The sequence below is a fragment of the Paenibacillus sp. FW104-T2 genome (genome assembly GCF_058789975.1).
In genome coordinates, this window is record NZ_JBYTCE010000012.1 from 16138 (window position 1) to 37741 (window position 21604).

General features: G+C 47.4%; 20 protein-coding genes. 5 read left to right on the top strand and 15 right to left on the bottom strand.

Going from position 1 to position 21604, the window contains the following annotated elements:
• Positions 1-83 precede the first annotated feature (83 nt).
• From AC3WQ3_RS16295 to yyaC, 5 genes are all read right to left on the bottom strand, one after another.
• A complete protein-coding gene (locus tag AC3WQ3_RS16295) occupies positions 84-2417 on the bottom strand; it encodes an O-antigen ligase family protein (RefSeq protein ID WP_492472799.1) in 2334 nt (777 codons plus the stop codon).
• A 331-nt stretch (positions 2418-2748) separates the two neighbouring features.
• Entirely contained in the window at positions 2749-4023 is a 1275-nt protein-coding gene (locus tag AC3WQ3_RS16300; RefSeq protein WP_492472800.1) for a class I SAM-dependent methyltransferase, read from the bottom strand.
• 110 nt (positions 4024-4133) lie between these two features.
• The gene (locus AC3WQ3_RS16305) at positions 4134-4823 is read right to left on the bottom strand and encodes a DUF6483 family protein (RefSeq protein WP_492472801.1); all 690 of its coding nucleotides are present in this window, start codon (positions 4821-4823) and stop codon (positions 4134-4136) included.
• Positions 4824-5032: 209 nt separating this feature from the next.
• Entirely contained in the window at positions 5033-5827 is a 795-nt protein-coding gene (locus tag AC3WQ3_RS16310) for an alpha/beta fold hydrolase (protein ID WP_492472802.1), read from the bottom strand.
• Between the two features lie 109 nt (positions 5828-5936).
• The gene (yyaC, locus tag AC3WQ3_RS16315; protein ID WP_492472804.1) at positions 5937-6479 is read right to left on the bottom strand and encodes a spore protease YyaC; all 543 of its coding nucleotides are present in this window, start codon (positions 6477-6479) and stop codon (positions 5937-5939) included.
• A gap of 158 nt (positions 6480-6637) precedes the next feature.
• On the opposite strand from yyaC, the gene AC3WQ3_RS16320 reads away from it, so the two are divergent.
• Complete coding sequence (locus AC3WQ3_RS16320; RefSeq protein WP_492472805.1) at positions 6638-6862, top strand: DUF1128 domain-containing protein; 225 nt, start codon at positions 6638-6640, stop codon at positions 6860-6862.
• Between the two features lie 122 nt (positions 6863-6984).
• Here the strand turns inward: AC3WQ3_RS16320 and AC3WQ3_RS16325 are convergent, their stop codons facing one another.
• Both AC3WQ3_RS16325 and AC3WQ3_RS16330 read right to left on the bottom strand, forming a co-directional pair.
• Positions 6985-7710 carry a pirin family protein gene (locus AC3WQ3_RS16325; RefSeq protein WP_492472807.1) on the bottom strand — a complete coding sequence of 242 codons (726 nt, stop codon included), beginning with the start codon at positions 7708-7710 and terminating at the stop codon, positions 6985-6987.
• A 142-nt stretch (positions 7711-7852) separates the two neighbouring features.
• On the bottom strand, positions 7853-8872 hold the full coding sequence (locus AC3WQ3_RS16330; protein WP_492472808.1) for an asparaginase: 1020 nt from the start codon (positions 8870-8872) through the stop codon (positions 7853-7855).
• Between the two features lie 179 nt (positions 8873-9051).
• Here AC3WQ3_RS16330 and AC3WQ3_RS16335 point away from each other — a divergent pair, with 179 nt between their 5' ends.
• The 4 genes from AC3WQ3_RS16335 to AC3WQ3_RS16350 all read left to right on the top strand — a co-directional run bounded on the left by AC3WQ3_RS16335 (position 9052) and on the right by AC3WQ3_RS16350 (position 11047).
• Positions 9052-9747: a phosphatase PAP2 family protein gene (locus tag AC3WQ3_RS16335; RefSeq protein ID WP_492472809.1), complete on the top strand. Its 696-nt coding sequence runs from the start codon at positions 9052-9054 to the stop codon at positions 9745-9747.
• 128 nt (positions 9748-9875) lie between these two features.
• Positions 9876-10133 (top strand): GlsB/YeaQ/YmgE family stress response membrane protein, encoded by a 258-nt coding sequence (locus AC3WQ3_RS16340; RefSeq protein WP_127539878.1) that lies wholly within the window; start codon positions 9876-9878, stop codon positions 10131-10133.
• A gap of 63 nt (positions 10134-10196) precedes the next feature.
• On the top strand, positions 10197-10604 hold the full coding sequence (locus tag AC3WQ3_RS16345; RefSeq protein WP_154896718.1) for a YtxH domain-containing protein: 408 nt from the start codon (positions 10197-10199) through the stop codon (positions 10602-10604).
• 77 nt (positions 10605-10681) lie between these two features.
• The gene (locus tag AC3WQ3_RS16350) at positions 10682-11047 is read left to right on the top strand and encodes a DUF5665 domain-containing protein (RefSeq protein ID WP_095292464.1); all 366 of its coding nucleotides are present in this window, start codon (positions 10682-10684) and stop codon (positions 11045-11047) included.
• 12 nt (positions 11048-11059) lie between these two features.
• On the opposite strand, the gene AC3WQ3_RS16355 is transcribed toward AC3WQ3_RS16350, so the two are convergent.
• The 8 genes from AC3WQ3_RS16355 to AC3WQ3_RS16390 all read right to left on the bottom strand — a co-directional run bounded on the left by AC3WQ3_RS16355 (position 11060) and on the right by AC3WQ3_RS16390 (position 21401).
• Positions 11060-12109 carry a magnesium transporter CorA family protein gene (locus AC3WQ3_RS16355; protein ID WP_492472810.1) on the bottom strand — a complete coding sequence of 350 codons (1050 nt, stop codon included), beginning with the start codon at positions 12107-12109 and terminating at the stop codon, positions 11060-11062.
• A gap of 106 nt (positions 12110-12215) precedes the next feature.
• Positions 12216-12989 carry a sigma-70 family RNA polymerase sigma factor gene (locus AC3WQ3_RS16360; RefSeq protein WP_095292462.1) on the bottom strand — a complete coding sequence of 258 codons (774 nt, stop codon included), beginning with the start codon at positions 12987-12989 and terminating at the stop codon, positions 12216-12218.
• Entirely contained in the window at positions 12986-13438 is a 453-nt protein-coding gene (gene rsbW, locus AC3WQ3_RS16365) for an anti-sigma B factor RsbW (RefSeq protein ID WP_095361786.1), read from the bottom strand. The genes AC3WQ3_RS16360 and rsbW overlap by 4 nt, the downstream gene beginning before the upstream one ends.
• Before the next feature lie 18 nt (positions 13439-13456).
• Complete coding sequence (locus tag AC3WQ3_RS16370; RefSeq protein ID WP_095361785.1) at positions 13457-13795, bottom strand: STAS domain-containing protein; 339 nt, start codon at positions 13793-13795, stop codon at positions 13457-13459.
• A gap of 86 nt (positions 13796-13881) precedes the next feature.
• Positions 13882-15555 (bottom strand): response regulator, encoded by a 1674-nt coding sequence (locus tag AC3WQ3_RS16375; protein WP_492472811.1) that lies wholly within the window; start codon positions 15553-15555, stop codon positions 13882-13884.
• Between the two features lie 16 nt (positions 15556-15571).
• Positions 15572-16444: a CheR family methyltransferase gene (locus AC3WQ3_RS16380; RefSeq protein WP_127539871.1), complete on the bottom strand. Its 873-nt coding sequence runs from the start codon at positions 16442-16444 to the stop codon at positions 15572-15574.
• Between the two features lie 71 nt (positions 16445-16515).
• On the bottom strand, positions 16516-20235 hold the full coding sequence (locus AC3WQ3_RS16385; protein ID WP_492472812.1) for a response regulator: 3720 nt from the start codon (positions 20233-20235) through the stop codon (positions 16516-16518).
• Entirely contained in the window at positions 20232-21401 is a 1170-nt protein-coding gene (locus AC3WQ3_RS16390; RefSeq protein WP_336783970.1) for a PP2C family protein-serine/threonine phosphatase, read from the bottom strand. Before AC3WQ3_RS16390 ends, AC3WQ3_RS16385 begins: the two co-directional genes overlap by 4 nt.
• Between the last annotated feature and the right edge of the window lie 203 nt (positions 21402-21604).

Here is a 21604-nt window from a genome sequence, read left to right on the forward strand (position 1 = left end):
GGAAGAAGCACGCACAGAAACAAGCAAATGTTCCTTGAGCAGACCCGCCATAATTCATGTTTAAGAGAAGCAAGAAGCAGGTGTTACCCAGGTGGTTTGTTGGTCTGTCTGGTCCATTCCTGAGGAACGGCAGTTAATGCAAGAATACGTAAATGAATGATGTAAATGGCAGCATCGTCATCTAAGGTAAACTGGCGATCATTACGTGCCTTTCCTGCAGCCACTGTGGCACTCAACTGTTCGTAATGCTCATACATTCGCACCCCTGCAGCGGCAGTCTGCCTGGCTCGGTTCGTGTAACCGGCAGCCCATTCCTGACGTGATGCATGAATCATCCAGTACAAAGCTGCGGACTGAAAATGGGTATCATACCGATTCAATGTAACTGCTTGTTCAAAGTACTTGCCAGCCTGCACTCCCTGCCCTGCTTGGGCTGCTCGTTTCCCCAGCTCCTGGTAGAGCCGCGGCTCTGCCGGGGAGTGGGACAAGCTGCTCATCAGCAGTTTCTCTGCATCATTGGCTGTAAGAGTACGTGAAAGAGAGATGGCAATCTCCGGCCGGTATGGATTTGCGTGAAATGCAGCTGTCAATTCTGCCCTATGCTGAATTAATTCTTGCGGCGCAGATTCAGCCAAACGATACTCTACTTCCGCCACGGCATTATGCCCCGCCAGCCAGACTGTCCCCCCAAGCCAAATCAGGATGGCCAGGGCAGTCAACCATGGTATTGTCCGCATTGTTGGCATAGCCTGATATGAAAGCCCTTTGGACAGAAGCGATGGTTGTACTGAGCGTTCGTTCGTAAAAACGGCTGGGTCCTCTCTCGCCTGGATTACGGCATGCTCGTCCGCAGTGGCTATACGCTGTTCATTTTTATATGCGTATGACCAAGCTCCCAGCCAGATAAACAGCATCCAGACCAATGTGAAGCTCCAGTCAAAATCCATTATCCCATGCAAAACAAAAACAAGCACGGAGGGCAGTAAGTGTGCTGCGTATTTCACGATATTACGAATGGTAAAAGCAAACCAGGCACCGATCATTATTAGGCCGATCAGGCCCGCATCAAGGGCAATGTCGATCAGGCCGTTGTGGACCTCGCCTCCGACATACGGCGAGGATTGGATGGCGCGGAACATGCTGCGCCATGTATCTCCTCCGTGGCCAAGCCATGCGGCCCCGGACCAGAGCTCCAGGGCGTCCCGCCACATACGGAGGCGGGACAGCCCGGTGCCGACACCTGCCGCGAGTCGTTCGGCGGTGGAGGCCACGGCCAGCATGGCGGCGGTGGTAACCGCCAGTGCCATGGCCGTCAAGGCAGCGGCGCGTGCCCTAGCGCCGCTGTGCCACAGGCGGCACAGCAGCAGCGTGCCGAGCAGCGCAGCTGCCCATGCCCCGGCCAGGGCCAGCAGGCCGGGCACGGGTGCAGGCGCCAGCTGGGCAGCAGCCAGCTGGCGGTACAGCCAGGCCGCGCTCGCCAGGGGCGCGGCTATGGCCAGCAGCAGCGGCAGGCGGTCTCCGCGCCGCTGCCAAGCGAAAGCGCTGGCGGCGGCGATGCCTGTCGCCAGCCAGGCGCCGCGCGACTCGCTCAGCAGGAGCGCGACCTGCGCGGGCATAAGCGGCAGCGCTGCCGCGATAAGGCGCCCGGCCGTCACGGGACGGGCCATGGCACGCGCGACTGCAGCCAGCCGCTCCAATGCGTACATGCCGACAACGGCGCCGAACGCATTGGGGTACTGCAGCAGTCCGCCGAGCCTCGCACCGGCGGAGCTGATCTCGGGGTCAGCGGTTCGCATGACCGCGAAAGGCAGCGGCAGCACGCCGCACACCGCAAGCAGGCCGCTGAACACAAGCAGGCTCCCTACAGCCTGCCATCCAACGGCGAACCATCGCACACCGTGAGCACACGAGGCCAGCATCCCTGCGAGCAGGGCAAAGATAGCCAGCAAACTCCACCGCAGCATTTCATCCATGCTGCCCTGTGTGCTTACAGAACCCAAACAGGCATGCAGGCCATAACAAACCATCATAATGATGGGCCAGATGATCCAGCCATTAAGATTCATATGCCAATATCTTATTTTCATTTCTTCATCACTGTGTATATCGTAACTTAAGCGATTTTTCAGTGCGTTATTTTTCTTACTCCGCAATATACGTAAAAGAAGAAGCATGATCGCTCCCGTGAGAATGCTCGCCGAAGCGAACAAAATGACCCCGTACACATCGAAAGGAAAATATAGCCCCCGACCCAGACATGCAGCCAGCAACATGATCGTACCCATCACGCCCAATATGATCGTTAATGCCGATGTATCCAACCCAAACGTCTTCGTCTTCGCTTGTTTAAACTCGCAACTCAAGTTCAGATCTCCTGCATCCGTAGCGGATATTGGCACAGCGCTACATACATTCATCTTTATTTCCGCTCGATTCTTACCCTTCTGATGCTCAACCATGTGATCGCTGTATCTCTGCTGCTGCAACTGCCTACCTCCTTCCCAACTTCTTTTATGGAACAAACAATGAAAATCTCCCATGCTGGATTTCATTCGCACTCGGCACGCTTGACATACAAAAAAAGACAGAAGATCCTCATAGGGTCTCCTGTCTTATGTCTCACCGTCATCCTTTTCATTCATATAAAGCACAATCGTTTATTCGTTTCCATAACGGGACCCTCATACCAGTATGTCCATTCCTGGACATGGCAGACCACCTGCCAATTAGGATTAGCGCTTGCGAAATTTAGCAGTGGTCACAAGAGTCTGGGCTGGTTGTAGATTTCCCGTTTGAACGACCTGTATTATTTTCCGTTACATCGCCTTCTGCTGTTTCAATCGGATTGGCACCACCTGGCAGCAGGTCTGCACAAGCCCGTTCCAAGTACGGATCCGCATGTATGAAATCACGGAACTCTGTGTATTCCTTCCACATATCAGCCGTTTGACCCGCCTGTCCACGCACAGCACGAATCAGAATATTTTTGGGTGTATGCTCCATATCAATGAATTCCAGCAGTTGCGTTTTGTAACCCATCAGATCCAGAAGCTTCGCACGAATGGCATCTGTTGCCAGTGCGGAGAAGCGTTCCTTCAGAATACCATGAGACAATAACGGATTCATTACCGGAGATTCGATCTGGTCAAACAGCTCATGCTGACAGCACGGTACGGACAGTATGACTGAAGCGCCCCAGCGAACAGCTTTCTCCAGTGCCGCATCAGTCGCCGTATCACAGGCATGCAGTGTCACGACCATATCCACTTCGTTCAGCTCGTCGTAGTCTGCAATATCACCAACCAGGAACTTCAGATCACCATAGTGCAGCCTCTGTGCAAGAGCGTTGCAATGTTCAATGACATCCGCTTTCAGGTCAAGACCGATGATCTTCAGCGATCTGCGCTGTTGTACCGACAAGTAGTGATACAAGGCAAAGGTCAGATAGGACTTGCCGCAGCCAAAATCAACGATGGTAAGCGGACGTCCCTCAGGCAGATACGGAATGACATCCTGTACCATTTCAAGAAAACGATTGATCTGTCTGAACTTATCGTACTTGCGTGCCAATACCCGGCCCTCTTCATTCATAATGCCCAGTTCAACCAGGAACGAGACAGGGACTCCCTCTTCCAGCACGTATTGCTTCTTGCGGTTATGCGAGAGATCCACTGACGTCTTGGATGGAGATTTGGTCAGAATGGATACTTTATATTTTTTGCTGATCAAAATTTGATAATCTGCCTCTGTCGTACAGAGGAGCCCTTGACGAAACGTCTCTTCGCACAGCAAAGTCATGCGTTCTATCGCTTCAGCCGGAGTCAAATTCTCGTGCAGCACTTTGTTGTTATAATGAAATGCGAATTGATAATGCAGCTGATTCTTCAGCGTTACCGGCTTGACTTGCACTTTCGTATACGAGACATTGTCCCGTCTGCGCAGCTGGCTCCAGGTCGCTGTAATCAGCGAATTCTGCTCAAAGATGTCTTGTATAAGCTTTCGCAATGAATCCACGGGGTACATCTCACTTTCGATTTGGTTTGGTCAACCGTAACCATACCACAATTCCGGTGCCGCTCCAAGTGAAGACACCTAACAAGCCTTATTCATTTGTGTCCTGGTTTGTTCTCCGCTTATTGGATGAGTTCGGCTAGACCTTCCTCCACTTCCTGGCGTGGCAGGCCGCCCTGTTCCAGTTGCCCATCTTCAAGCTTGCTCAATCGTTCATAAAAGGCCTTCACATCTTCGCGATAATTCACGAGCTGCCCCTCGCCTACCCGCAGAACGCGGTACCAGCTGTTCTCGGCCAGATCATATCGCCCATGTTGTTCTTGATACAGCGCAAGCTGTTTCTCCGTACGGGCAGGAAGTTCGTATTCTTTCGTTTGTTCCAATATCGATTGCACGCGTTCCGGTGCATCCAGCAGCTTCGGGTTGGCACCATGATTCAGGGCATACAGATAAAAGTGCAATGATTTCATTAACCGGATAAGTCCTTCATCCTCTGAATCCTGTTTCTCTTGATCATCGATGCCTTCCACTCTGGCCTTCTCTCCATAAATATAACCTTCCTCTTCGATCAGCCGCGCGGCTTGCTGCAGATTGTCCACTTCAATGACTCCGCGAAAACGAAACATTTCAATGACATCCTCTGCAGGGAGAGAATTCAGCAAAGACAAATTCATGCCAAACTGCCTGCGAAGCAGTTCGTCCAATTCTGAAAGTGCCTCCGTATGTTTCCGCTGTTGTCTGAGTGTAAATGCTTTGCCAATCGCCTCGGTCATTTCCTCCATCATGCGGAGCAGATAGTCTTTTCTGAACATCAAATATGCCCCCTCATTCGCTCATTCGGATCATCATCCATTATTGCTAGTTTAATTCATGCCCTATCAAAAAGCCAAAAAGGACATCCTCTTGGCTTCCAGGATGCAAAAAGAAACCCCCGTGTCTTTATAGAGACGTCTCAGGGGTTTCTTAGGATAACGATATATGCTGAATGATCCACTCTGCTGAGAATAAAGACTTCAGAGATTTACGCCTTCGGTAAACCGTTCATAAATTGACTAATGACCTGAATCAACTGTTCCGGTGCTTCATACATGCTCATGTGGCCTGCTCCGGCAATGACCGCTTGTACAATATGCGGTTTATCACTCGTAAACGTGCGTTCCGGCGGGATCACAGGGTCTTTTTCACCTGCGACCAGCAAAACCGGTAACGGTGTAGCCGATAAAACATCACGGCGATCCGGACGTTCCCGCATAGCCAGTGCGGCTCCAACTGCACCCTGAGGTGCGGTCTGGTACCCGATTTCCTTGACACATGATACTTTTGCCGATAACCGCTCCACATGTTCAGGAGCAAACAATCCCGGAACCAATCTATCCACAAAGCTTACAATACCATCCGTCTGAATAGCCGATACTGCACGAAGACGCTTTTCCTTGCCCTCTTCGCTATCCGGATATGCGGTAGAATGGATCAAACCAAGGGCTTTTAGTCGTTCCGGATGGCGCTGAGCGATGGAAAGGGCGATATATCCTCCCATGGAGTGTCCAAGCAGGACAGCCTTGTCCACATTCAGCTCATCCATTAATTGCAGAACATCATTGCCCATTTGATCTATTGTGTATGTTCCCATAGGGGCGTCCGTCTTACCGTGTCCACGCAGATCGGGTACGATGCAGCGATAATGACGTGCAAGCTCCGGCACAACTTCATCCCAATATGATGAACTGCCGCAGTATCCGTGAAGCAAAATAAGTGCTTCTCCCTTGCCTTGTTCGGCATAACATATCGTCGTTCCATCACATATCACTTTTTCCATATGAATCCCTCTCTCTGCGCGAATTGAATTGATTATATTCATTGTATATAACCAACTTCTTGTCATTCAAGTTGTATATTATTAAGCTTTCATCACATGAATGAAACGTTTATCTCATTTTCCTCGCCGCAAACGCTGCGTCAGCGATCGTTCGGGACATGTTCATGACGAGATGAAGCGAAGTCATCTGCAGGATGGAATAGGGCCTGGGACCATTGACGTTTACTACAGCTGCCACACTATAATGCCCAACAGGCTGCAGCTTCCCCCCTACGGACTGTGCCGGATTCAACGCATGATGGGAAAGATAATATGTACCTGTGGCATGTTTTGGACCCAGACAGGCATCAATAGCAACAATGGTATGATGTGCCGGGATTTGAGACATCCGTTTCTCCAGTGTATCTGCATCGCAAGGTGCTGCTAGCGTTCCTACAACATAACCCACTCCGTGCTCCTCCAGCAGACTTCCTGTCAAAGGCCCGAGTGCATCTCCCGATGAACGATCCGTTCCAATGCAGACAAATGTTATTTCATCAGGTGAATGCTGCTCATAAATGTGTTTGAAAAATAAAACCAGGTCTTCTCCAGGCACACCTTTTGGCGTTTCTCGACTCTGGTGGCGCACCATTTCACGCTTGTATGCTGCCAATCTTTTTCCCTCCTTTACACGCACAGAAGCAATGTGAATGAGTATTGTTTTTTTACATTTTATCCGATACAGAGTGATTCCCGCAAAACATTGGCCTGTGCCTGTCCAATCATGATACAATGACAACAGTTTCCGATACGGAAGGGATGGACATAACGATGGATTTGACACAACCGAACGCGGCCAACATGGAATATATGATTGAAGCGATCAAAACCAAGCTGCGTATGGCCAGCGGTGCGGCTATGCAGGCTTCGGCATTCACCCTCGATAAATACGAGGATTTGCATGATCTGTATGAGATGGTGATGAGCAAGGAGCATCTCAGTATTTCTGAAGTGGAAGCTGTTGCATCCGAACTGGGGAACCTGCGTAAAGCTTAAAAGCAGCCCATCTTCGTTCACACAAATAAAAAGGGCCTGCCTCCACCAAATGGAGAGCAGGTCCTTTTTATCTTTTGCTTACTTGATACCCTCAACTTAGCATGACTTGTCATTTAAGCAAGTTAAGGCAAATCTACCAGTACGAATTCCGCTACTTCGCTTCCTGTACTCGTAATCTGCAGATCACAGCTTTTTCGAATACGGGCAGCATCCCCTGGCTTCAGATTGAAATTACCATCCGCACAGGCGATATCCACATGACCACTGATCAGAAAAAGATGAGTGCGTCTGTCTTCATGCTGTGGATACATGATTTTTTTACCGGACTCCAATTGGGTCAGATAACAGGTCACATCCTGTGCAATTGGAAGCGCGCCTTCGGCACCTTCCCCTCCCTGTCCGGATACAACGGGACACAGTCGGTTCAGCTGCTCCTGCGGGTCAAATTGCCGATTCGTATACGATGGTTTCAGCATGCGCTGGGATGGCAGGAACCACATCTGCAGGAAACGTACCGGTTCATCCTCGGACGGATTGGTCTCGGAATGTTCCACACCAGTGCCAGCACTCATTACCTGTACCGTTCCCGGCTCAAGTACCTGTTCTGTTCCCATGCTGTCTGTATGCTTAAGATTACCGGATATAACGTAACTCACAATTTCCAGGTCATGATGTGGATGTCGTTTAAAGCCTTCCTGCGGCATCAGCGTGTTATCATTATGAGCCAGCAGGCAACCAAAATGCGCATTGCTTGGATCGTCATAATCTGCAAAAGAAAAGCTGAACTCACTGTGTATCCAACCTCGATCCGACGTGTGCCTTTCTTCCGATGTCACTACTTTAATCATGTTCATCCACCTCCAAGGGTTTAGAGCTGCTGTCTCCATCTCACAGCAGGTCTTGCGTGTATATGAATACTTAGATGAATACCAGTTGGTATCTCATCTTTACCCGGGGTCCGGGGATTCTAATCACGCCCCTAGCTTATGGTTATACGCTTTCTTCAGGTGAGTGAAGCACGAATTCACAATCCGCATGTCCCACGATATTTCCGGCATCATTGCGAATTTCAGGAGGGAAAACATTAGCCAATCGTTCGATGGTTGTCCGATTGGAATATCCAATCTGCTCTAAGATCGATTTAGCAATCCATGCCCATTCTTCCTCAGATCCGTCAAGCACCTTAAATGTTATCCCGAGCCTTTCCTTTTTCAAGGCAAAACCGAATACCCCCTTGAACCCGCCTTTGGCAACAATATTACTGTCTTCCAGAAGCACCGAATCAACCCGTCCGGTTCCACCAACCATAAGAGGCTGATCATTCATGGCAGACGTGATGGTTGTCACTGCCGAGCGTGTCGGTTCATCTTCAATTAAATCCGGGCAAGCCAGCTTCAGATACGCATTCGACAACGCCGATAAAGGCAACGAAAATACCGGAAAGCCGCAGCCATCCGTCCCGAGTTCAATTTCCTTCTGATCAATTCCTGCCATCGAAGCCATCGTTTCCAGAATTTCAAGCTGCACCGGATGCTCCCGCTCCGCGTAACTGTCCAGATCGAAATTTTTCATCTGACTGTAACCCAGGATGCCAAGGTGTTTCCCCGAACAATTATGCAGTATTCTACGCTTCTCTCCTTGATTGCGCAGCCATTGATTTCGGCTATCATCATTCAATGGATAACTTGCCGCGCAAACCAGGCATTCTTCTCCCAATCCAAGTTTGGACGATAATTTCTCCAGCACTTTAATATGCTCTGGCTCCGAACGATGGGAAGATGCCATGATCGCAATTTCTTGGGAGGTTAACCCATAGTGGGCTGCAATTCCTGCACGAATGCCTGGAATGGCCTGAAAAGGCTTGGCAGATGAGCGGGTAAATGCTCTGAAATGTGGATTTCCTGCCGAATAAACGACATCTCCGTTTTCATTCGTGATGCTTATGTGTCCAAAGTGGGCGCATTCCATCACGCCTGCACGGTATTCTTTAACTAACAACGCACTCTCCATGCGAGTTCTCTCCTTTATGCTCCCAGTCTCATCTCTGCTTTGCGTCATTACGCCGCATGGGATATCTTTAAATTATAGTACAAATGCGATGTTTTTTCAGTTTTTTCGACATGATTTTCGGGTAAGCCTATAGCAATCTGGAATGTTTAACCAATCCTATCTTGAAGGAGATATCATTTATGCTGCGTGAAAGCAATTCCTCTATGTTCAGAAATTCTCCGCGTTTACCTTGGCGCTCCCTTTTTGTCTGGAGTGGAATAGGCGTTCTGCTCAGTTCTGCTCTAGTCATTGTTTTGGCCATATTAGGTGCATGGCTGGGTACTCATTTTATCATTCAATTGGACGATCGGATTCAACATTGGTTTTATCTCCATTCTGAATCTCGTCTTGCACTGCTGCCTGTCATTTCCTTCATTACTGCCATTGGTTCTTTCAAGATCTCGGCATTAGCCGCAGTCTGTGCAGCGGCCCTCTTCTTTATACACCGTAATTCACGATACTCCATCTATGGCTATGTAGTTCTGGGCAGCTTTGCAGTCATGTGGCTGCTTAACGTTGGATTGAAGGAAATTTTCCGTCGAAGCCGGCCTGAACTGGATCACTTAATGGTGGTCCATGGATATAGCTTCCCCAGCGGTCACGCCATGATTTCTATGGGGTTTTACGGCATGTTTTTTGTCATCTGGGCCATTGAACGACAGACGCGGTCTGCCTCCATTATGCTGCCTATTGTGTGCGGTATAGGGTTTATCGGTCTCATCGGAATCAGCCGGATTATGCTAGGTGTGCACTATCCTACAGATGTATTTGCCGGATTCGTTGCCGGACTTGCCTGGCTTGTGTGTATGATTGGAGCAATCAAACGAATGATCTGAAATTCCTTCAAATTCCAGGATGCCCATATCTGCTTCAGTTGTTTCAGCTTGATGCACGACGTTTATATACGAAGTAAGCAAACGCGAACAGACAACATCCTGCATCAAGTGTAAAGGAGGCGGTTGTTATGTGGGGCATTATTCTCAGCATCATCTTGGCAGTTATCATCGGCCTCATCGGAGATGCACTTGCCGGTCACAATATGCCTGGAGGCATCATTGGAGCCATGGTTGCCGGTTTTGTGGGAGCCTGGCTGGGTGCACTGTTGCTTGGTAATTGGGGACCTGTTATCGGTAATTTCGCCGTGATCCCTGCCATTATTGGTACAGCACTCTTTGTCTTTTTGCTGGGGCTTGTGTCCAGGCTGTTCAGACAGGCTGCCTGATCGGTCAACAAGGTGTTCGTTGTTTCGTAAACGTTTTTTAATTTAAAGAAGGAGTGATTAGACATGAATAAAGCAGAAGATCAATATCCTGTACAAAGCGGTTCAACTTTCGCAAAAGGCATTTTCATCGGTGGCTTGCTGGGAGCAGCAGCAGCATTGCTCTTCGCCCCTAAACCAGGACGCGAACTTCGCGGCGACCTTTCCGAGAAGGTTGGTATGGTTACCGACCGCACCAAGGAAGTTGCTGCCGTTGTCAGTGACAAGGCTACCGAACTGGCTAAAACTGTTTCGACCAAAACTTCGGATATCGCAAAAACAGTGAACCAAGGCCGTAATGACGTAATGGATTCAGTAAGAAAAGCTTCCGCCGATGTGGCTGAAGAAGCATCCAAGGCGACCAGCGAAGTGGCTTCTGCTTCCGAGGAAGCCAAGGAAGATACACGAAAAGAGCTGAATTCGACCAGCCTGTAAGGCTTGAGCGAATGGTCAATAGCCAGCTGAGTTTCAGCTGGCTATTTTTCATCCATTGTAATAGGAGGAGGACTCACATGAGCAAAGTCACATTAAACGGAAATACCCCCGTTACTGGAAGCAAACCATCGCAGCAGTATGATACGGCAGAGCATCCTTTTGAATTGCGCCATGAAGTCAAAAAACTGAACACACGCCTGGATCAGCTTGCGGACAGTTTGGAAAAGGCACAGATCAAGGATATTATCGAGAATTACACCAGTCCCAAAAAACGGATCATCACCAATTTTACTGCGGGTATGGCGAGAGGACTTGGACTTACCCTCGGAACCTTTGTTGTCCTTGGTCTCTTAGGTCTTATACTCAGTCAATTTGTGAACATGCCGATTGTGGGGCAATACATTGCAGACCTACTTGGGTATATCGAAGATTACAAAAGCTAGGGCTAGGCATTATCACCCCTTCCGCACGGATTCGCCTCGTTTCCCGGGGTCATCAGCCGGTCGCTTCGTGGGCTTCAACTTCAACAGATCTCCGGTCCAGCCTTTCATCATCATCCATACATACATGCTAGCCATGCTGGCGAGGATGAGTGCGATGACCAATACAACTCCCCATGTCTTGTCTATCAAAGGCAGGTTCTCGAAGTTCATCCCCCAGATTGCACCGGCAGCCGTTGCGGGCGTACATACCGAAGTAACGATGGTTAGTGTCTTCATAATCTCGTTACCACGAACCCCGGAAGTCGCGTTATCTATAGAAATGAGTGTATCAATTTCTTTTTCATAGTGCTGAAAGAGACGCTCCATCCGCTCGATCCGGTGCTGCAGCTGCTTGAAGAAGCGACTGTCCTCAATATCATCCAGATAGGCCTCCCGCGCTGCAGCCATTAATTCAGAATAAGGGATAAACAGATTGCTCCAATACAAAAGCTCAAACCGCGCTTCAAGAATTTGGTCCATCAATGTACGAGCATTACGGGATTCCATCTTCCGTTCCAGTTCACGCAAATGCATTTCAAACTGATCCATGCCCACATGATAGTAGTGCAATATGGCCCGGAACAGAACAAACATCCCATCACGAGCTGTGTTACACTGCTGCAGCATGGCAGAGCGTTCTCCCGTATTCATAATTCCTCTGGTGTTATCATCCAAATTAATCGTTACCAAACTTTTTTGGTCGACATAGAAAAACATCTGATTATCTTTGCGTGAACTATCTTTCTCATTTTTGACTGCATATAAAAGTGAACCAAATATAACCGGATCTGTCCCGTTTAAATATCGTACAGACAGATAATTGGAATGCACCTCTGGGATCTTACGAAGGAAGTATTGCATCTCAGGGAACTCTTCAATAAGCCCCTCTATAACTTCGGCCATCTCCTTATCTTCTGGTGCGACCCAGTCCCACCAATCCCACTGCTCCGAAAATGATAATTTGTCACGCCTGGCTGCCAGCTTGACCCGATCCACCGTCACAACATCACTCCTGGATTTCATAATATACAGCACATCCAAAACAAATTTCAAAAAAGGACACGTATGTATTCCAGTGGAATCACGTGTCCTTCTTATGCCGTACTTAACAACATCAGGGATTCACATCTCATAACATCGAAGCATTAGACATGATCTGTTTCAGTTTTTCAGTAGCTCTCTTCTGAATTCGGGAAACACTCATCTGGGATACACCCAATTTCTGAGCTATCGCCCGTTGAGACTGACCATCCTGGAAGGCCAAAATCAGCACCTTCTGCTCCTGTTCCTTCAACTGTCCCAATGCCTGCTGCAAGTCCATCCGCTTCTCCACCGAATCAAAGTCATTTACGTCTGCACTGATGAGTTCACCAAGCGTTGCTGCACTTTCATCCTGAGATAGTGGAGAATCAAGTGAGACGTAGTGGTAACATTCCCGACCAGCTAACACTTCGATGGTTTCCTCTGGGGTCAGGTCAAGGTATTCAGCAATCTCATCCACACTTGGTGAGCGTTCAAACTTCACCGTCAATTCATCAATAGCATGTTGAACAAGTGCACCTTTTTCCTTGATTCGTCGAGGTACCTGAATATACCAGGATTTGTCCCGAAGATAGTTTTTCATATGACCGATCATGCTTTTCATGGCGTAAGGTTCGAACGGAATGCCTAGATTAATATCGTACTGCTGCAGAAGGCGAATCAGAGCCATTTGGCCAGTCTGATACAGATCTTCGTACAGATCCGGACGATTCCGGGCAATCTTGCCTGCTGCCATCTTCACCATCGGTTCATACTTGCGGATAAGCACTGTTGCAATTTCATTATCCTTGGTTTGCTGGTATTCCCAAATCAAACCCACGGATTCAGACATGGACTCTGGGGGAGTCACTTTTTCGTTCATACTTTCTCCTCACTTCTTGCAAGACGTTTTACGAGTACAACTTTCGTACCTTTGCCCGTCTCACTTTCCACACTGACATCATCCATCAGGGCTTGCATCAGATAGAATCCAAGTCCACCAATTTGGGCATCTGTCAGCTCCGTGTCATGAAGGCCTGCGCGTGATACTGCCGGGTTGACGTTTTCGAAGCTTGCACCTTCGTCCTTGACTGTAATAGCCAATGTTTCGTTGTCCACTTCAAAAACAACCTCAACCATACCGCCTTCGTGTGAGTAGGCATATAATACAGAGTTGTTACAAGCCTCGGATACAGCAACTTTCATGTCCTCAATGTCCTCATAAGAAAATCCCATTTTGGACGCTACACCATAAAGATTCAGTCTAACAATATCCACATAATCAGCTGTCGCCGGTAAGTTAAGGGTGACTCTTTGAACTTCTGCATTCATTCCTTTTTCGATCCTTTCCTATTGGGAATTCTTCTGTGAGACAAAGAATTTGGCAATACCCGTCATATCAAAAAGCTTCTGAATCTGCGCAGGAACTTCTTGTACTTCAAAGCGTGCTTCCATTCCATGTCGTGCCTTCAAAACAGATAACAGGATTCCAATCCCTGTGCTATCGATATACTTCAGGTCCTTCATGTTAATAATCAAATCCTGCTCCTTGTTGTCCACAAGTGGCTCCATGACCAAACGAAATTCAGGAGCTACCGACAAATCCAGTTCGCCGGTAAGATATACCGTGCACACGCCGTTTTGTGTTTCGGTCTTTGCATTGAATTTTTCATTTTTATTTGTATTCATTAGACATCTCTCTCCTGATCAATGGTTTCCTTACCTAATAACCCAACTTGTGCCCAGGTGAAACAAAATCATAATTAGCAATTATTTCAATTTGCTCGATTCATGGGTGAAGAGGCTGATTTAAAGCCCTTGCGGTCTTCCTGAAATCGTGACAATTTTTGTTTCACACTGCCCATCTTGACGGGTTTACTGATGTAATCATCCATTCCGACAGCAAGGCATCGCTGCTGGATGCCCTCCATTACATTAGCAGTCATGGCCAGTACAACAGGCTGCTTTTCCTTCGGAAGACTTTCCCGAATTTTACGTGTACATTCCAATCCGTCCATAACCGGCATTTGCAAATCCATAAATATATAATCATAGCCTGGGTTCTCTAGAACCATATCCAGCGCCTTCTGACCATCTTCTGCGGTATCTGATGTGAAGCCCAGCTTGCTCAGCATAATCGACATCAACTTTTGGTTAATGGGGTGATCATCGACAATTAATACGGAAGGCTGCATTTCATAACGTTCCATATTCTCCGGCTGCTCTTCCCCATTACCGATGATCAGTTCCGTCTCCACATAGCGTTGAACCTGAATGGTGAAGACAAAGGTAGCACCACGCTTCTCGCTCGTATCCAGATGAATGCTGCCACCCATCATTTCCACTAACGTCCGGCAAATGGCAAGTCCCAAGCCAGTTCCACCGTACTTGCGTGTCATCGATGTATCCAACTGAGAAAATGGCTGGAACAGACGATCCACTTTGTCTGAGGATATCCCTATACCTGTATCCTTTACTGCAAATTCCAAGGTCATTCTACCGTCTTTTTCTTCGTTAACAGAAACGATCAGGTAGACTCCACCCTGGTCCGTAAACTTGATGGCATTGGCAATCAGATTCATCAGGACCTGACGCAGTCTAGCCATATCGCCGTACACCAAGGCAGGAACGGAATCCTCGAGGAAATAGTCCAGCTCCAGATTCTTTTTACCTGCTTCCACAGCGAACAGGCCCAATACTTCTTTAATACATGTAACGAGATCAAACGGATGCTCCTCAAGCTCCATTTTCCCCGATTCCATTTTCGTGAAATCAAGAATATCGTTAATAACCGTGACAAGTGCATCTGCGCTCTTTCGCACGATATCGATATATTCCTTCTGCTCATCCTTCAATTCCGTCTCCATCAGCAAATCGACCATCCCGATAACACCGTTCATCGGTGTACGGATCTCATGACTCATCATTGCTAGAAATTCGGTTTTGGCTTTGGCTGCGATTTCCGCTTCCTCTTTGGCCTGAATCAGCTGCTGATTCATTTTCTCGAGTTCCTGCGTTTTCTGATGAAGCAGCATGGTTTGGGTTTTCAGTCGTTTGTTCGTGATGAACATCTCGACAAAACCCTCAATTTTGGATTTGAGAATCTGGGGAATAAACGGTTTCACCATATAATCGATGGCACCTGCCGAATACCCGGCAAATAAATGTTCTGCTTCCCTGCTGTTGGCAGAGATAAAGATAATGGGTACATCCTTTGATTTATCACGCGCTTTAATTAACTTCGCTGTCTCAATTCCGTCCATTCCAGGCATCTGCACATCAAGCACAATGACCGCAAATTCGTCTTTAAGCAAGCATCGAAGTGCCTCTTCTCCAGAAGTTGCCTTGACGAGTTTATACTGTTCCGATTCCAAAACTGCTTCTAGAGCAAGCAGATTCTCGGGGCGGTCATCTACCAATAATATGTGGATTGGTTCATTGAGCCCCATGGCTAACCCTAACCCCCTATTTGATCTTCCGGTATATTTTTTCCGTCCGGTCTAACGGCTCGTAAGCATCGCTAAATTCTGTGAAATGGATCGATTCCTTGGATCCCAGAACAAGAATGCCAAAATGGCTCAAGCTCTCATGAAATAGCCCATGCACATGGTTCCTTAGTTCATCATTGAAATAAATCATAACGTTGCGGCAAAAGATAACGTTAAATTCGTTAAATGACCGGTCTGTTGCCAAATTATGCTCTGCAAAAATAATGTTTTTTCGCAGATAAGGGTGAAACATAACGGAGTTATACTTCGCTGTATAGTATTCGGAGAAGGCTCTGGTACCCCCTGCCTCCAAATAGTTTGTGGTGTATAATTTCATCTTTTCAATACCATATACGCCTTCCTTGGCCTGCTGCAGGGAGCGATCATTCATATCGGTGGCATAGATCCGTGCCTTGTCATACAAACCTTCCTCATGCAGCATAATCGCCATGGAATACACCTCTTCACCCGTGGAGCAGCCTGCGTGCCAAATCCGAATATAAGGATATGTCCTTAACACAGGTATGATCTTTTCACGGAATGTCCGGAAGAGCGCAGGATCACGAAACATTTCGGTCACCGGAATGGACAGATTCTGTACAAATCGTTCGAATGCTGAACGTTCATGCAGAACCTTTTCCTGAAGCCCGGATATCGTTTTAAGACCTTCCGAATGTGCGTAGTGCCAGATTCTTCGTCTCAAAGATGGCAATGCGTAATTTCTAAAGTCATATCCATATAGACGGTGCATACCTTCCAATAACAACTCAATCTCAATCAATTCGCGTTCTTCATCTTGCGGCATGCGGACCGATTGTTCATCAGCCTCGGTAGGTTCCCACGGTGTCATAGATTCTCTCCACTTCTTCATTTGTTTCTTGCGTAATCGATGTATTGTTGTTCATTACCCAAACTATTGGGTTACGAATACAGCCACACGCGCATTAATGATAACAATTGATCTGTTTGAATCGGTTTCTTCACATAATCGGATGCACCAGCTTCAATACACTTGCCCCGATCATCTTTCATGGCTTTGGCCGTCAGTGCAATAATTGGTAATTTCTCAAATCTCGGAATCTGCCGAATACGTGTCATTGCTTCGTATCCATCCATTTCCGGCATCATCATATCCATTAACACCAGGTCAATATCCGGGTTCTTATCCAAAATCTCAAGAGCTTCACGCCCGTTCTCAGCAAATGTAACATCCATTCGGTAGCCTTCAAGCACACTCGAAAGGGCAAATACATTTCGAATATCATCATCCACAAGCAGTATTTTCTTACCTTCAAACAAGGTTTCCTTGTTATGCAGCTTCTGCAGAATTCTGCGCTTGTCTTCCGGCAGATTGGCTTCTACCCGGTGAAGGAACAAGGTTGTCTCATCCAGCAGACGCTCAGGTGATTTCACGTCTTTGATAATGATGGACTCTGCATATTTGCGCAGCTTCATTTCTTCCTTGCTATCCAGCTCTTTGCCTGTGTAAATGATAATCGGCAGGTCATTCAGATATTCATCGTCCCTGATCTGGTCAAGCAACTCGAATCCGGTCATGTCCGTCAACATCAGATCCAGCACCATACAATCGTACCGCTGGCTATGGAGTTCGGTTAGAGCCTCGCTGCCTGTAGACACAGCCGTTATGGCAACATCATCATGCCCGATAAGTTCAATGATTGCTTTGCGCTGTACTTCGTCATCTTCCACAATTAGCAAACGTTTCAACTGGTTCTCTGTATAGGATTCGATATGCGAGAAAGCTTTATCCAGCGAATCCTTACTGGATGGTTTTTTCAGGTAGGCAATGGCCCCCATCATCAATCCTTGCTTCATATCATCAATCACGGATATAACATGAACCGGTATATGGCGTGTTGCCGAGCTGCTCTTCAGTTCGCCCAGAATCGCCCAACCATCCATGACCGGAAGCTGAATGTCGAGAATAATCGCATCCGGCAAATATTGACGCGCCATTTCGAGCCCTTTGTCTCCTTGAGTGGCCACAATTGCCTTAAATCCTCTTCCTCTCGCCATATCCATCAAAATGTGAGCAAAATTCACGTCATCCTCAATAATAAGCAGGATTTTGTCACCATCCGTTAGATTGTCCTGATCATCATCCATCTGAACGGATACAGCCGTGTCGTTTGCTGGCATGTTCATTAGGGAAATACTGTCGGGTTCTGGTGCAATGACCGTTTGCCTGCTTGAACGTATTGCCCCGGATCGGTTTGCAGACGAATCATACTCGGCAGATGCGGCCGCCAGGGAAGCACCTTCCTCTTCTGGAGCTGCTTCTTCATGATTGTCTGGAAGGTATAACGTAAACGAACTACCCACACCTTCAGAGGACTCGACCTGAATCGCTCCGCCAAGCAGACGAGCAAGTTCACGGCTGATGGATAGGCCTAGTCCGGTTCCGCCGTATTTGCGACTGGTAGTTCCATCGACTTGCTGGAAGGCTTCAAAGATCAAATCTGTTTTGTCTGAAGGTATCCCAATTCCTGTATCCTTCACGGTAAAACCGATATATTCCTGATTGGTGTTCAGATACCCCGGAAGTTCTTCCGGTTTCATCTTCCGTCCAATAATGCTCACGGATCCCCGGTTGGTAAATTTGAAAGCATTCGACAACAAGTTGCGTAAAATTTGCTTCACACGATGGCCGTCGGTATACACCCATTCCGGTAGATTACTTTCAAATTCAATGTTGAGATCCAATTCTTTTTTATTGGCCATGGGGCCAAAGTTTTGTTTCACAAAAGCGGTCAACTCATCCATTCGAACCGTCTCATAATTGATATCCATTTTTCCTGCGTCTACCTTGGACAGGTCCAAAATTTCATCAATCATTTTAAGCAGATCCGCACCGGACATATAAATCGTTTGTGCATATTCCTGCTGTTTGCTGCTCAGATTGCCTTCCTTGTTTTCAGACAGTAATTGAGACAGGATCAGCAGACTGTTCAGCGGTGTCCGAAGCTCATGCGACATATTTGCCAGGAATTCGGACTTGTATTTGCTGGTCATCGACAGCTGCATGGCTTGCTGTTCCAGCTGCGTTTTTGTTTTCTCAATTTCGTCGTTCTTCTCTTCGACCTCACGAACCTGCTCTTCGAGTGCACGCGTCTTGGCAATCAGTTCCGTATTAAAATGTTCGAGTTCTTCCTGCTGACGCTGCAGCAGTTCTTCGGAACGCTTGAGGGCATCTGTCTGTTCTTCCAGATTTTCATTGGAACGACGCAGTTCTTCCTGCTGTGTCTGCAGTTCCTCGGACTGTACCTGAAGTTCCTCTGTAAGGGCCTGGGATTCACGCAGCAGCTCCTCCACACGCAGACGGCGGCGCACGTTATTAAGAATGACACCCAGATTCATAATGAGCTGAGAGAATAACTGCTTATGCAGATCATTAAAACCTTCAAAAGAGGCCAATTCGACAACACCAATGAGTTCATCTTCAAAAACGACAGGGAAGATCATAATGCTGGTCGCGCGGGTAGAACCCGATGCTGAACCAATCTGAATGTAATCTTCAGGCGTATTTTCAAGAATAATCGGATTCATATCCAGGGCTGCTTGACCAATTAAACCTTCGCCAACCCGATATACTTCCTTGCCGATGTCCTTGTTCTCCTCAAAGGCGTATGCCCCGTATCGTCTCAACTCATCAGGGTGCTTCTCTTCATCAATCAGATAAACCACGCCGAGCTGTGCTCCAAGGACCGGAGTAAACTCACTGATAAACATTTGCGAGATCTGGCGAATGGAACCTACACCACGCAGCAATTCAGGCACTCTGGCTATGTTGGAGCTCATCCAGTTCTGATCCTGCTGTGCCTGCATATAAGCCTTCTCGACTTCCTGTTTTTCCTCCAGGTCTGCTGATACCTCTTTAAATACATTCGCAATCTGCCCAATTTCGTCCGTAGACTTGACCTGAATGCGTCTGATGGTACGATACCGGCCTTTGCCAAAACTTGTAATCATCATCGAGACTGTATTCAGCCCTCGTGTAATACTTGGGAGTACCCATAAAATCACACCAAGTGCGAGCAGCAAACCACCAACCATAATGCCTACTGTAATCTGGACGGCACGGTTATACTCCTCGTTCGCTTGCCTGATTTCCGTATCAATCTCCTGATCCTGAAAACGGGAAAGCGCGTTTAGACTCTCTACAGCTTCCTTCTGCACGGCAAGACCCGTTGAATTGCGGTAGTTGTTCCCATCTTCCGCACGTCCCTGGGCCATCAAATTGATCTGTCTAGTCGCATATGAATTATATGAATCCCAGGCAGCATTTACACGGTCGACCAGCTGATGCTCGCCTGCACTGTCCGCCCGTTCACGAACTTCCTTGAGGTAACTCTCTCCCCGTTCCTGCATTTCCTTAAGCTCATTTTCTGCAGCATTCGTTGAGTTATTTGGGTTTAGCAGCAAGTTAGCCAGCACTTTCGCTATATCATTAACTTCTCCGCGTACAGACGAAGTATATCTAACCTTTAAGTAGCGCTCCTGATACATCTGATCAACCTGTTGATTGCTGCTATTCAGCCGTTCATAGCTTACAAATGTAAGTACAATCAAGATGGCCATGAGAGCGGTAAAACCAATCAGTAGCTTATTTCTGATCTTCATTCCGTTTCCGCCCCTTTATTTAACGTAATCCACACCAGGCATTTATCATCATCTCGCTCTTGGGGAATCTCGTCGTCAAAGAACACCGCCTGCATGTGACCTTCATTCCATTCATGTGAGCCCTTCAGCTGCTCTTTCAGGAATTCCAGTTGCTCCTCCTGATCCCCTTGAACGGCCTCCAGCAGTCCATCGGTATAAAGCGCAATATGTCCATCACCCTCGTAATGGATGGTCTGTGGTTCAATGTCCATCTTATCGAACAAACCTACCGGACAGCATACGGCATCAAAAGTCGTTACACTTCCATCCTCCTGGAAAAACAATGCCGGCGGATGTCCCGCGTTGACATAGTCAATACGCTTCATTCGGGTATCTACAACCAGATATATAGCTGTAAAATAGTACTGTACCAACTGCTTTTCCAGATGCAGCTGATTAAAGCGACGATTCAACTCCTGTATTACCTTCTCGGGATCTACGTAGGTCGTAACCGTATCCTTTAATACCGAAGCGATAAACATGGTAAACAAAGAAGATGAAATACCATGCCCCATCATATCCAGCAGCAATACGCCATATCGTCCTTCACCAAGCGGATACCAGGAGTACAGATCTCCCGCAAGTTCAAAAGAAGGTTTATAGATGGCATTCACATGGAACAACGGATCCTCAATCGCCGGGCTTAACACCGCATTCTGCACCATGGCAGCCAGCTTAAGCTCATCCTGAATGCGCTGATCGCGTTCCTTATGCCAATCCTTCTCCTGCTTCAAACGGAGAGCAAGCCGAATTCGGGCCATTAACTCCACCTTGTTAATTGGTTTGGTTACATAATCTGACGCTCCTGCATCCAATGCTTCGGCAAGTTTCTTGGAGTCGCCGATTGCTGTAACCATAATAATAGGTATATCCTTAAGATTTTCGAATTTTTGCACGACACCGCAAGCTTCAATTCCATCCATTTCAGGCATCATCATATCTAGCAAAATCAGGTCAATATCCGACGGTCTGGGACGCAGTTCGTTATTTTCCTCCCCGATTCCCAAAACTTCAAACATTTCCATGGCCGAACTCGCGGTTATAATGTCACGATAGTTCTCTTTTTTCAGAATCTCTCGAATAATAATGACATTCGTCGGATTGTCGTCAACAATAAGTATTTTCATTTCTATCTCCCTTATCTGTGGCGTTCCGTTCCGGGTTTGTCGATTTTTATCAAGTCGTGTAACAACCCAAAATATACATTTTTCGCAATCAATACAGCGGTAGACATAACATTTCCTACTATAACTATAATCGTAAAAGCAAAAAACTTCTATCAGTAAATGGCACCACTACAGGAAAAAACACCTGCTCGCTGCCCTGTTTT